Genomic DNA, 13,346 nt, shown 5'->3' with positions numbered 1-13,346 from the left:
ATTTGAAGTAGTCATAATTCGTCCTCAATGTGTAAACACATTTCAGGACGGGACAACCAAACGCAAAAAGGCCCAATCGATATACCGACTGGGCCTTTCACTGATGTATAAAGCTTCTCTTAGGAAAGCTCTATTCGCTTCCAACTGAGTTCGCCGAACAACACCAATTTAGAATGCGTAGTTTGCGTCAACAAGTTCGCTTACTTCTACTTTGCTTACTTCTGCGCGAGCTTCAAGCCACTGCGCTACTTGCAGTTGCTCTGCTTCTGTCACTGAACGGTAGCGCTCAATACAACATAAGAAACCTTCGAACAGCTCTAAACCACCGCCACCAAAGCACAGGCCGATGCTGTCGATAAAATCGATAAATTCATCGATGAACACATCGTATTGGTCAAAATCAGCAATCGAAGTCGTGCAGCTTACTTCAAAACCTAGAATAGCGAATTCACCTAGGTATAACTTCTTGCGTAGGCGGCGATTTTTGTTTTCGATTTTATCTAATTTCATAACTGTCTCTCTTTTCGTTTGATAAAGCATTTATACACAGTTCTTCGTTAATTCCCAAGAGTTTTGTATTGCACGAGAGGCTTAGCAGAAAAAATCATGCTACAGAAACAAAATCTTAATCAAATCTATAAAAATCTGTCACTTAACTGCTTCACGATTAGTCACACATTGACCAAACTTATTAACTCATTAGTTAATAACTGAGTTAGTCATGAATAACGAATAATAAAATCAGCCAATAGGAAGCAGTCGAGATGAGCAAGGAAACATTTGATAGCACTCGTTTTAACAAGAGCAAAAACAAACCCTTCGAAGAAGTTTTAGATGCGAACCTTTCAAGAAGAAATGTTCTGAAAGGCGGTTTAGGCATCAGTGCAATGACCGCATTTGGCGCGTTTGGTTTAGCGGGTCACAGCACGGCTAACGCTGCGACAATGCAAGCAACGGGCGCACAAAAAAGCACTGCAACACTTGCATTCGAATCGGTTAAAGGATCATTGACAGACAGTGTCGTTGTACCAAAAGGCTATACAGCACAAGTATTGGTTCCTTGGGGTACCCCACTGAACAAGCAAGGCAAGGCTTGGTTAAAAGATGGAACCAACAACGCACAAGATCAAGCAAACTCACTGGGCATGCACCACGACGGCATGCACTTCTTCCCGCTTAATGGCAACAGCAACGACGGTTTGTTGGTGATCAACCACGAATACATCGACCAAAAAGCGCTGCACGCCAACGGCCCAACATACAACGAAGGCGCTCGCCCTAGCCTTGATGAAGTACGTAAAGAGATCAACGCGCACGGTGTCAGTGTGGTTCGTGTGAAACTTGAAGGCAACCAATGGGTGATGGTCGATAACGATCCACTGAACCGCCGCTATACAGGCGCAACAGTAATGGACCTGTCTGGCCCTGTTGCTCACAGTGAATTTACCAAAACCAAGTTCTCACAAGACGGCAGCCAAGCTCGTGGCACGTTAAACAACTGTGGTAATGGCTACACGCCATGGGGCACTTACCTAACGTGTGAAGAAAACTGGCCGGGTTATTTTGTTAACAAAGGCGAGACAACGCCAGCACAAGAACGTATTGGCATCGCAACCGACAAAACACGTTACGGTTGGGACACGCTTTCTGGCAACCAACAAGAACGCTTAGACGAGTTTGCACGCTTTGACGTAACACCAAGCGCTGATTCGCCGATTGATGACTACCGTAACGAAGCACATGGTCACGGCTACATTGTTGAAATCGACCCATACACAGCGAACTCTCGCGCTAAGAAACGTTCAGCATTGGGTTGTTTCCGTCATGAAGGTTGTACGTTTGGTAAGTTGACCGAAGGCGAGCCAATCGTGTTCTATTCTGGCCACGACTCTCGTTTTGAATACCTGTACAAATTCGTTTCTGAAGAGAAATGGGACCCGCGTGACGCTGAGCCAAGTAACCGTCTAAGTGCGGGTGACAAGTACATGGACAAAGGCACACTATATGTGGCTAAGTTCAACGATGATGGTTCAGGCACTTGGCTACCGCTAACTCTGAGTAGCAAGACCACGAACGGCGGCAAACTTGGTGATTCATTTGATTCTCAAGCAGCGCTTATCATCAATACAGCAGGCGCAGCCGACCTTGTAGGCGCAACGCCAATGGATCGCCCTGAATGGTGCTCTGTTGACCCAATGACGGGGACGGCTTACCTTACGCTGACTAATAACAACAAGCGTAAAGAAGCGAACTCTGCGAACCCTCGCGTAGACAACAAGTTCGGTCATGTAATTCGTTGGGATGAAGGCAAAACAGCAGGCGAGTTCGATTGGGATATCTTTGTCTTCGGTTCTCCAGCAGTGGAAGACAAGTCAATTAACCGCTCAGGTCTAACAGACATGAACCAATTCGCGAGCCCTGATGGCTTAGCGTTTGATGCTCGTGGTATTTTATGGATTCAAACAGATAACGGCGCAGACGAAGTTACAGGCTACACCAACGATCAAATGCTGGCTGTTGTTCCATCTCAGTTAACGGATGACAAAGGCAACAGCGCGGTGATTGACGTAAATAACCAAGCACAGCTTAAACGCTTCTTTGTGGGGCCAAACGGTTGTGAAGTGACTGGCTTTACCATCAGCCCAGATTTCAAATCACTATTCGTGAACATTCAACACCCTGCAAACTGGCCATCATCAGACGATGCAACTGCACAAACTCAAGGCAATGTTCGCCCAAGAGCATCTACCGTTGTGATTCGTCGTGAAGACGGCGGTGAAATCGCGGTTTAATAAGCAAATCTACCTAAGATCAGCAACCTTACTGTTATCTAGTTTCTGTTCGCTAGTTAAGTAAAATCAAAAAAGAGCGATAAGGCCAAATGCCCTATCGCTCTTTTTTAAATTCTATACGATCTTTGATTCAACTAATGATCTGCGACTTTGTAAACTGCTCTTCACCCCAAACCAAATCACGCACCGTCATCCTCGAGAAGGAGGAACGACTGAGTCAGAGATCTCTAACCATTATCGCTAGCTCACGAACAACCAAACACCAACGCCCATCATCAGCGTGCCAGCAATACGGTTCATCAACTTAACGTTATCGGCTTTGCCCAACATATGCTTTAAGCTCTTTCCGCCTGTCGCGTATAAGGTCATGCAAACAAACTCAGAAAACAGAATAATCGACACTAAAATCAACAACTGTGGCGCTAAGTCTTTATTGCTGTTAATAAAGGGAGGCAGCAGAGAAATCATAAACGCCCAGCCTTTTGGGTTCGCAATTGCAGTGACAAAGCCTTGAACCACCAAGTCCCAATCATTGCTGACTTTTGTTGTTTGGTTGTCAGTGCTGATCGCCAGTTTGCCTCTCGAACGCCACATCTGAACGCCTAGATAGAACAAGTAAGCTGCACCAACAAATTTGAAGCCCGTAAATAGCCACGGGTAGTTCAACATAATAGATGCAATACCCAATACCGCAGCAATAGAAACCACCGCAACACCAGCCAATTCACCGATCATCATCCATAATGTACGCTTGTATCCAACACTCATTCCTAGCGTCAACGCCAAAGTCATACACATGCCGGGCGTGATTGACACGAAGAAAAACGTGGGAATAAAAGCCCAAAGTAGTGCGCTATCCATATTATTACCTTATCGACTTATTTCTATTTAATAGTTCTTGTTTCTTGATCGGGCTTGAAATGAAGCGAGGTTGAAACGAAGCAGTGATGACAATAAACAATATTGCGATCAATACAAACAAAAAGAGCCACATAACAGTGGCTCTTTTCAATCACCAACCGTAATTACTTACGACGGTTTTTAATTCGCTTCATCATAGTCAAACGACGTTCAGCGCTTGCTTGATCTTGTGGCTCTTCGTTCGCGTTGTTCTTACGACCCTGACGGTTTTTGTACGCCGATTTAGTGTTCAGCTTCTCGATGTAAGCATCACGTTTCTTCGGTTCATAACCCGGTTGTTCAACACGGCGAATACGTTGTTGAATCAGTTTTTCGACTTGAACAACAGTCAGCTCTTCTTCGCGGTTAACAAAAGAGATTGCATGACCTTGTTTACCAGCACGACCTGTACGACCAATACGGTGAACGTAGTCTTCCGCTAGGAAAGGCATGTCATAGTTAATTACGTGTGGTAAGTCTTCGATATCAAGGCCACGTGCCGCAACGTCGGTTGCAACCATTACGCGCGCTCTGCCTTCTTTGAAGTCATCCAACGCACGACGACGAGCACTTTGCGCTTTATCACCGTGACAAAGTACCGCTTTAATGCCGTCAAGCTTGAGCTCTTTAACTACATCGTTTGCTGTTTCTTTGTAGTTCACGAACACAAGCACTTGGCGCCAGTTTTTACGACCGATCAGCTCAGAAAGTAGCTCTGTTTTACGCTCTTGATCAACTGGATACACCACGTGACCAACAGTTGCAGCCGTTGAGTTTTCACGCTCAACACTGATACGTTTTGGTTTACGCAGAATATCAACAGACAGTTGGTTTAACTGAGTAGAAGTCGTTGCAGAGAACATCATGATTTGCGGTGATGTTTCTACATCTAGCATGATCTTACGAACGGCATTAATGAAGCCCATATCAAGGATACGGTCAGCTTCATCAAATACTAGAAATTCTAGGTTTGCGATAGCCACGTTACCCGCTTCTAAGTGCTCTTCTAAACGTCCAGGTGTTGCAACCAAAATATCCACACCCAGCTCTAATTGACGAACTTGTGAAGACATTTTGTTACCACCGTAAACCGCTGAAACGCTTAGTTCCGTGTATTTAACGTAGTCTTTAATGTTTTGAGCGATCTGCGCAGCAAGCTCACGAGTTGGAGCAAGAATAAGGCCGCGAGCCGTTCCTCTAGAAGCCTTTTTGCCGCTGTTCAAAAGGTGTTGGATAACAGGCAATGAAAATGCCGCTGTTTTACCCGTACCGGTTTGAGCAGTAGCAAAAATATCATGGCCTTTACGAGCCATTGGAATCGCTTTTTGTTGAATTGGAGTGAGTTTTTCATAACCACACTCAGTCAACGCTTTGACTAATTCAGGAGCAAAACCTTGAGAGGAAAATGACATTGTTACGGGTTCCTTAAGCAGACAGCCTACATTCTTATTTCAGCCGAGCACTATAAAGTAATTAGAGTGATTTATCTCACATTTATCGTGATATAACGCAAACTTTCTCATTTAATCTGGTGTTTACCCCACCTTCAACGAGGTAAACACCAAGATCCTTAGTTCAAACAGCAAAAACAGGGCTATTTGATGCCACACAGCTTGAGTAGAATCTGCTCGAGATCGTCCCAAGGCATTAACTGCGAGTCGATCACTTCAAGACGAGACTCAAAGCCATCAAGGGAAATTTCATTCACTGACACTACTTGATTCGCCACATTGAATGCGTAGCAACCTTGGTCGGTGTTCACTACGGCTTTTACACGCTCAGCCGTTAGATCCGACAGCATTGAAAACAGCGCATCAAAATCAAACTTATGCTCTGCGCCAAATAGCCAACCGCAACTGAAATAGCCCTGTCCTTTATTCTCTTTACGGATGAAAGCTTCACCGGGAGGAAGTTGGAATTGAGGCTCTTGCTCAGCGTGATCGTGATGATGCGCTTCAATATGAGAGGAAGCACTGCCGTATACTCTTTCAATGTCCAACACTTCCAATGGCACTTCACCATCGTGAATTAGCTTATGGAAGACTTTTGCTGGCGTTTGATCCGTCACCCAATCATTGAACACATCGATGTCTTCAGAATGAACAAGGTCAACCTTAGTACCAAGAATCACATCTGCACTGTCCAGTTGATCATTGAAGTTCTGATTAGACGTATATTTCTCAATCGACAGATTTCTTGGGTCAACCAAACCTAGCGTCGCTTTTAGGTCAACGTAAGGTGTGTATTGCTCTGAAGTTAACGTCGCAATAACCTGCTTTGGATGACCAAGCCCTGTAGGTTCAATCAATAAACGGTCCGGCTTCTGGCGTAGTAAAGCATTAATACCCACTGACATAGGCACACCAGCGGTACAGCACATGCAGCCACCCGGTACTTCTTTAATCAAAGCACCTTGATCTGTCATCAATGCGCCATCGATGCCAATTTCCCCGAACTCATTAACCAGAACAGCCCAGTTTTCATTCTCAGGTTTATTTTTGAGCAGGTTCAAAATAGCTGTCGTTTTGCCAACACCCAAGAAACCCGTAATTATGTTTGTAGGAACTTTTTTGGTCATATCAGTTCTCCTTTTTTTAGGAGTATATACACAATCACGGAGAAATTGACCCCAATCGCTTGTTTATACGGAGAATGATTTAAGCCAGAAGTTGTATGAGTGTCACTAGAAAGGGGGGAACTATGAAAAAGGAATGCTCCAGACGAACTAAAGGCGTACTTACTCAGTACGCCTCACCCTCGTTACTCAATCGTGAGTTCGCGAATCAGGAAGCCTTAAATATCGACCTGAACATTTAACGAGGAACTAAAACTTTATTCTGAATCCATCCAAATTGTGTGTAAAACCTCACTTCTCCTTGCGGTTCGTTATGTTGCTTTACGATTTAACTATGGTTCATTTTTGGGGATATTCAAGCCGCCACCGGAGAATCGATCAAAATTGTGACGGCCATTCAACTATTGCCTATAGATTCCATTTATGTAACACGTATATTCCATAAATGAAATTCAACTTTGCATCTTTGCTGCTATAGGATATGCAGAGGACGCGTATAATTTATTGCAGTCCCGCCTCAACCCATTCAGGAGCCTTATCTCAATGACCAGAAGAGAGAAAATTAAGCAGTCCCTACTCGCCAAAATGCCAAGGGATGCTATTAATCAATTTCTCTCAAGAGATAAGACACCCGCTTCCGTTCTCTTTCTTTCTTGTATTGTAGGTGTACTTGCTGGCGTGGTGGGTACCTATTTCGAAGTCGCAGTTCATTTCATCACCGAAACTCGTACCGATTGGCTAAAAGATGAGATTGGTAGCTATTTACCTCTTTGGCTCGCCGCTTTCCTTATTAGTGCTGCATTTGCCTTTATTGGTTACTTCCTCGTTCACCGTTTCGCTCCAGAGGCTGCAGGCTCAGGCATCCCTGAAATTGAAGGGGCGATGGACGGTATGCGCCCTGTTCGATGGTGGAGAGTATTGCCAGTAAAATTCTTTGGCGGTATGGGCGCATTAGGTTCTGGGATGGTTTTAGGCCGTGAAGGACCAACCGTTCAAATGGGCGGCAGTATTGGCCGCATGGTCACCGATATCTTTCGAGTCAAAGATGACGACGCCCGACATTCACTATTGGCTTCGGGTGCCGCAGGTGGTTTGGCCGCGGCATTCAACGCACCACTCGCCGGAATCATGTTTGTAGTCGAGGAGATGAGACCACAGTTTCGCTACTCACTCATTTCAATCAAAGCCGTCATCATCTCGGCGGTTTCAGCCAATATTGTATTTCGTTCGATCAATGGCCAATCTGCCGTTATCACAATGCCTCAATACCAACCGCCTGAACTCGATGCTCTGTGGTTATTCTTGTTGTTAGGCGTATTGTTCGGCCTGTTTGGTGTGATTTTCAATAAGCTGATTACACTTTCGCAAGACCTGTTTGTGGCAATACACAAGAATGACCGTAAACGCTACTTAATGACAGGCTCCCTGTTGGGCGGTTGCTTTGGCTTATTGCTGCTCTATATACCGGAGTTGACTGGCGGTGGTATTGGTATCATCCCAAATATCACTAATGGCAACTACAGCGCAAACGTGCTGCTGTTAATCTTCTTAGGGCGCGTGCTGACCACGCTACTTTGTTTCGGCTCTGGTGCACCGGGTGGTATTTTTGCACCAATGCTTGCTCTAGGAACACTCTTTGGTTACGCGTTTGGGCTTATCGCAGCTGCATTCTTCCCTGAACTGAACATAGAGCCGGGTATGTTTGCGATTGCCGGCATGGGCGCCTTATTTGCCGCCACCGTGCGAGCACCTATCACTGGCATACTGTTGGTTATTGAAATGACCAATAACTACTACCTCATCTTACCGTTGATCATCACCTGCTTAGGCGCGGTAATCATTGCTCAGATGTTAGGTGGTCAGCCAATTTACAGCCAACTACTTAACCGTACGCTGAAAAACGAGAAACTAAGACAGCAAGATCTCCCTCAGCAAGAGGAAGTTCGTTAATTACATTGAAAACTTCAGTTCAAATGTGGGACTTAAACGTAACTCGTTAAGTTCCACTAATACAGTCAAATTCCACTACTACAATAAGCAAACCAAGCTCAATATTTATAGAACACTCAAGAAAATCAAAAACACTTTCATCGCGCTTTATATATCAATTTCGAATCAAAACCTTAAAAGCAAACGTTAAACTTGCTATTATCCACGAAATTATTTACATGCCTAACAACACCGATTGTGAGCATGACTGAACGTTTTGATTAGAGTATACGTTCTACATTTAACTGAGTGGAGCAAGTCGTTGAACTGGAGAAGATTAACCCAAGTAAAGAATGTTCCACCATCTCAGGCGTCTTTAGCACTTGGCGTTATAGGGCTGGGGCAAGCTTGGGCATTATATCTTCCAGGGGTTGGTGAGCTCATTCGTCCTTACCTTGCTGCGTTTGGCGCACTGTTATTGCTGCCCGTTTTACTTCGTTATCTCACAAGTTTTGATACTTTTATCAATGACATTCGCCATCCACTTAGCGGAAGCTTAATGGCGCCGATGAGCATGGCGTTATTGATTCTATGTGACTATCTCGCCGAGATATCTCCAATAATCGCCTATCCAGTCTGGTTCTGCGCGTTGTTGTTGCATTTTACCATGATGGTGTTGTTCTTTAGTTTCCAGATCCTCAATTTCAAAATGTCGAACATTGTGCCGAGTTGGTTCCTGTATCCCGTGGGGTTAATCAGCAGTTCCTTAGCAGGTACACAGTTTGGACACACCGTTTTTTCAGAGACACTGGCGGCCACTTGTATCGGTATCTATTTCCTCATGCTGCCAGTGGTGTTGTACCGCTTGGTATTCGAAGGAAACCTGCCACGTCGAGCAAGACCAACACTCGCAATCATGGCGGCTCCGGTTAACTTATCTTTAGCCGCTTACTTGGTGAACTTCGACAACCCAGATCCGATTCTGACAGGAGCATTGGCTGGCATTGCTATCACCATGACTCTATTGATTTACTTATGTTACATCCGTCTAATGCGTCTTAAGTTCCAACCTTCGATTGCAGCCGTCACCTTCCCGTCCGTGATCAGCGCCATTGCTATGCACCGCTTAACCACATTTTTCGGTGCTGAATACCCACAATGGTATTGGCTGCATAAATTCGGCTTCTTTGAATTAACCATCGCGACCATCCTAGTGATTTGGGTGGCAGGCGGTTATGTGAAAATGTACTGGCCTGAGTTTTTTGATTCTGATTACATGTCCAAAAAGGTTAAGCGTTCTTAAAACGAACACCAGAAGATCTTACCCTGATCACCCCCTACTCCAATCTCCAATTGTCTCTCGCTGGACAAACCAAACGAAAAAAGGCCTCACAATGTGAGGCCTTTGAATAGGCAAGGTGTCAATAGTTCAGGCGAGTGTTAATAGAACTGTCGAGAACTATTAGAAATTAGCGTGAGGGCCAAAGACTTCGTAGTGTACGCGTGAGCGATCTACTTTAAGTGCGTCTAGCTGCTCTACGATGTTTTTCATGAAACCAACAGGGCCACAGATATAGAAATCACTCTCTTCAAAGCCTTTAGTATCGGAGATAGACGCTAGATCCATTTGACCTTGATGTGTGTTCTCACACGCAGACTCGCCTTTGTTCATGTACCACGTTTTCGCTTCCCAACCTTTATCGGCAACAATATCTTTAACGCGAGTCGTGAAAGAGTGTTGACCTACGTTTTCACAAGCGTGAAGGTACAGTACAGGTTCGTTTTTCTGCTGGTTGTTTAAGAACTCAAGCATTGATTGCATTGGTGTTACACCCACACCTGCAGAGATAAGCGTTACTGGCTTGCTACGCTCTTGATACATGAAGTCACCCGCTGGGGCATATAGGCTAACTTCATCACCGACAGCAACAGTATCGTGCATGTGATTAGATACTACGCCTTGAGTTTCTTGACCTTGGCCTTCACGTTTCACAGAAATTCGGTACTGCTTGCCGTTTGGCTTGTCTGATAGTGAGTATTGACGGATCTCGCTGTACTGAGCACCTTCAGGTTTCACTTCGATACCAATATATTGTCCTGGCGTATAATCCAGAACGTCACCGCCATCTTTTGGTTGTAGGATGAAGCTTGTTACTAATGCTGATTCTTCAATTTTATCTGCAATTACGAATGCACGTGCAGCTTCCCAACCACCAACAGCTTGCTTGCGCTGTAGGTAAAGTTCAGCTTCACGGTCGATGAATACTTGCGCTAAGAATAGGTAAGCCGCAGTCCACGCTTCTTCTACTTCTGGGGTGAATGCATCAGCAGCTAATTCACGCAGTGTTTCAATTAGGTGAAGACCAACGATTTGGTAATGGTCTGGTTGAATATTAAAGCTTGTGTGTTTCTGTGCAATACGCTCAACCGCTGAGGTTAACGCTGCTAGATTTTCGATGTTCTTTGCATAAGCTGCGATAGCTTCAAACAGTGCGACACCTTGGCGACCTGTTCTTTGATGAGTCATATTGAAGATATCTTTCAATTCAGGGTTATGCGTGAACATGCGTTGATAGAAGTGTTGAGTTAAAGCAGGGCCTGCGCTTTCTAAAAGAGGAATCGTCGATTTGATGATGTTGATATGTAGATTGTTTAGCATTGATTTACTCCGAACACTTAGTCTTTTGACCTTTCATGTCAAATTGACTAATTTTATTTAAAGATGACTTTATATTAATTCTTTCTCAATGAGCTCTTTGGCTACTATTTTTATGAGAATTACGTGGACTGATAAATTCGCACTAATTGATTCAAATCAATGATAGGTCAGTTATTCAGTCATATAGACAACACGCAATGGACACACTGCACAAACGGTGCCAACATGCGAAAGCTTGTTGTGCCTAGCATTCCTTCAAAAACCCTCTTCAAACTTTAGTCAAAAAGACCTTTTTTTTATGTCATAAAGACTCTACCATGTATAAAAATACAAACAGTATGAGCCCTTTATGCAAGATATCTCAGCATCCACTCTCATGGAAATGACCATTGGTTTAGCCAGCGGTGTGAACGATCAAGACCGTTTCAATCGCTTAATCGATGCCATTCGTAAAACCATAACGTGTGATTGTGTCGCACTTTTAAGCCTTCAAGGCGACACGCTAGTACCCATCGCAATGCAAGGGCTCAGTCGAGATACATTCGGTCGCCGCTTTATTATTTCAGAACATCCACGTTTTGATGCGATTTGTGCATCGCGTTCTCCAGTTCGTTTTGATGCGGATAGCTCATTGCCTGATCCTTTCGATGGCTTACTGATCGACCACGACGGCGATTTGCCTATGCATGCCTGTATGGGTTTGCCTCTTCTTTTTGGTGACAAATTGTTAGGGGTACTAACCCTCGACAGCCTAAAACCTGATGTCTTCGCGAATATTCCTGCTCGGAACCTAGAAGTTCTCGCTGCTATTGCTGCCTCTACGATGCAAATGGCGATGACTTTCTCGCAACTTGAACATCAAGCAAAACAGTCAAAGCAATTACTGGAAGAGCTGAATGTTGAAGCGTGGGAACGTGACGGCGGCGAATTGATTGGTAATAGTGACACCATGGTCGCGCTTAAAAACGATATCGCGGTTGTCGCACCCTCTGAATTTAATATTCTGATTCATGGTGATACAGGTGTTGGTAAAGAGCTCGTTGCTCGAACCCTGCATCACCAATCGCAGCGTAAACGTAACCCACTCGTCTATGTCAACTGTGCAGCTATTCCTGAGAACTTGGTAGAGAGTGAACTATTTGGTCACGTTCGTGGCGCGTTTACTGGTGCAGACAAAAACCGCTTAGGTAAGTTTGCTCTAGCCGATGGCGGCACGCTATTCTTAGATGAAATTGGTGAATTGCCTTTAGCAGCACAAAGTAAGCTATTGCGTGCACTGCAAAACAACGAAATCCAACCTGTAGGCCAAGACAACATCCAAACCATTGATGTTCGTGTTCTGGCTGCAACCAACCGAGACTTAAAGCAAGAAGTTGAAGACGGTCGATTCAGAGCCGATTTGTACCACCGATTGAGTGTGTACCCTATCGCAGTGCCAGCTCTGAAAGACCGAGGTGACGACATCAGCTTGCTAGCAGGCTTCTTCCTAGAACAGGCTCGTCGTAAACTTGGTATCAACCAAGTTAAATTCCGCTCTGATGTACTGGTATTTCTAAACCGTTACGGTTGGCCAGGTAACGTACGTGAGCTTGAGCACGTGATTAGCCGTTCGGCACTAAAAGCATTAGCTCGTAGCACTAACAAAAATCTCGTGACAATCACTAAAGAAGATTGTGGCCCACTCGACCAAGATCAGCCTATAGCGACGACACAGGTAAAAAACACACCTTTATCAACACCAACGATCGACCTATCTGCAGGTTTACGTGGCGCTACCGATGATTTTCAACGCAGCATCATCACTGAGGTGTTGGAAGATGCCAACTTTAACTGGGCGCAAGCAGGGCGAGTTCTGAAAACAGACCGAGCAAACCTGACTCGACTGTCCAAACGTTTAGGGCTAAATGTGGCGAAGTCTCACACGATCGAACGGACAAAATAGATATTAGCGGTTTGTTGCGAGCATCTGACAAAACTTGTGTATATAATGCTGCAAATTGTAACGCTAATTTTAAATATGTAGAGAGAGTTATGAAGTTTATCCGTTGGTTTTTAGGTCGCGTCATCTTGCTGTTGAATTTTGTTTTCAGCCCACGCGGTGTGAAGCGTTCTCAAGAAGAACAAAGCAAAGTGAACGAACAGGCAAAAACGCACACGTTGTACCAATTCGAAGCATGTCCATTTTGTGTAAAAGTGCGACGCTCGATGAAACGTCAGTCTGTTCAGTTTGAACTTCGTGATGCAAAAAACAACGAACAACACCGTACAGAGCTTGAAGCTGGCGGCGGTCGTGTGAAAGTGCCTTGTCTACGTATCGAGAAAGACGGTAAAACTGAGTGGATGTACGAATCTTCGGATATCGTATCTTACTTAGAAAAACAGTTCGCATAAGCGGAAAAAGCAACACAAGCTAAATACAAAAAATCCCTCTTCATGAGGCAACACCTATCATTTAAGGTGTTTAGATCGCACAGTGTAGCGAGTCTTACTA

The 13,346-nt window shown here is 44.6% G+C and carries 10 protein-coding genes; 5 read left to right on the top strand and 5 right to left on the bottom strand.

Features of this window, described 5'->3' with window-relative positions; translation table 11 throughout:
* Positions 1-168: 168 nt before the first annotated feature.
* A complete protein-coding gene (locus ACED53_RS21270) occupies positions 169-510 on the bottom strand; it encodes a YggL family protein (protein ID WP_017101792.1) in 342 nt (113 codons plus the stop codon).
* 254 nt (positions 511-764) lie between these two features.
* On the opposite strand from ACED53_RS21270, the gene ACED53_RS21265 reads away from it, so the two are divergent.
* On the top strand, positions 765-2,792 hold the full coding sequence (locus ACED53_RS21265; protein ID WP_017101791.1) for a PhoX family phosphatase: 2,028 nt from the start codon (positions 765-767) through the stop codon (positions 2,790-2,792).
* 240 nt (positions 2,793-3,032) lie between these two features.
* Here ACED53_RS21265 and ACED53_RS21260 read toward each other — a convergent pair whose 3' ends face one another.
* The 3 genes from ACED53_RS21260 to ACED53_RS21250 form a co-directional block, all read right to left on the bottom strand.
* Positions 3,033-3,653: a LysE family translocator gene (locus ACED53_RS21260; RefSeq protein WP_017101790.1), complete on the bottom strand. Its 621-nt coding sequence runs from the start codon at positions 3,651-3,653 to the stop codon at positions 3,033-3,035.
* Positions 3,654-3,817: 164 nt separating this feature from the next.
* Complete coding sequence (locus tag ACED53_RS21255; RefSeq protein WP_017101789.1) at positions 3,818-5,104, bottom strand: DEAD/DEAH box helicase; 1,287 nt, start codon at positions 5,102-5,104, stop codon at positions 3,818-3,820.
* Between the two features lie 182 nt (positions 5,105-5,286).
* The gene (locus ACED53_RS21250) at positions 5,287-6,270 is read right to left on the bottom strand and encodes a GTP-binding protein (RefSeq protein WP_017101788.1); all 984 of its coding nucleotides are present in this window, start codon (positions 6,268-6,270) and stop codon (positions 5,287-5,289) included.
* Between the two features lie 540 nt (positions 6,271-6,810).
* Here ACED53_RS21250 and clcA point away from each other — a divergent pair.
* Together clcA and ACED53_RS21240 are read left to right on the top strand one after the other, a co-directional pair.
* Entirely contained in the window at positions 6,811-8,217 is a 1,407-nt protein-coding gene (clcA, locus tag ACED53_RS21245) for a H(+)/Cl(-) exchange transporter ClcA (protein WP_029225590.1), read from the top strand.
* A 301-nt stretch (positions 8,218-8,518) separates the two neighbouring features.
* Positions 8,519-9,499 (top strand): TDT family transporter, encoded by a 981-nt coding sequence (locus ACED53_RS21240; RefSeq protein ID WP_029222915.1) that lies wholly within the window; start codon positions 8,519-8,521, stop codon positions 9,497-9,499.
* A 159-nt stretch (positions 9,500-9,658) separates the two neighbouring features.
* Here ACED53_RS21240 and hmpA read toward each other — a convergent pair whose 3' ends face one another.
* Positions 9,659-10,855 carry an NO-inducible flavohemoprotein gene (gene hmpA / locus ACED53_RS21235; RefSeq protein WP_017101787.1) on the bottom strand — a complete coding sequence of 399 codons (1,197 nt, stop codon included), beginning with the start codon at positions 10,853-10,855 and terminating at the stop codon, positions 9,659-9,661.
* Positions 10,856-11,204: 349 nt separating this feature from the next.
* Here hmpA and norR point away from each other — a divergent pair, with 349 nt between their 5' ends.
* Positions 11,205-12,797, top strand: a complete 1,593-nt coding sequence (gene norR, locus ACED53_RS21230; RefSeq protein WP_009845485.1) for a nitric oxide reductase transcriptional regulator NorR — start codon at positions 11,205-11,207, stop codon at positions 12,795-12,797.
* An 89-nt stretch (positions 12,798-12,886) separates the two neighbouring features.
* Positions 12,887-13,246, top strand: a complete 360-nt coding sequence (locus ACED53_RS21225) for a glutaredoxin (protein WP_009845486.1) — start codon at positions 12,887-12,889, stop codon at positions 13,244-13,246.
* Positions 13,247-13,346 lie beyond the last annotated feature (100 nt).

The organism is Vibrio sp. 1F169 (genome assembly GCF_041439605.1).
GTDB lineage: Bacteria > Pseudomonadota > Gammaproteobacteria > Enterobacterales > Vibrionaceae > Vibrio > Vibrio tasmaniensis_A.
Note: the sequence above shows the minus strand (reverse complement) of the source record. Positions and strands in the feature narration are given on the sequence as shown.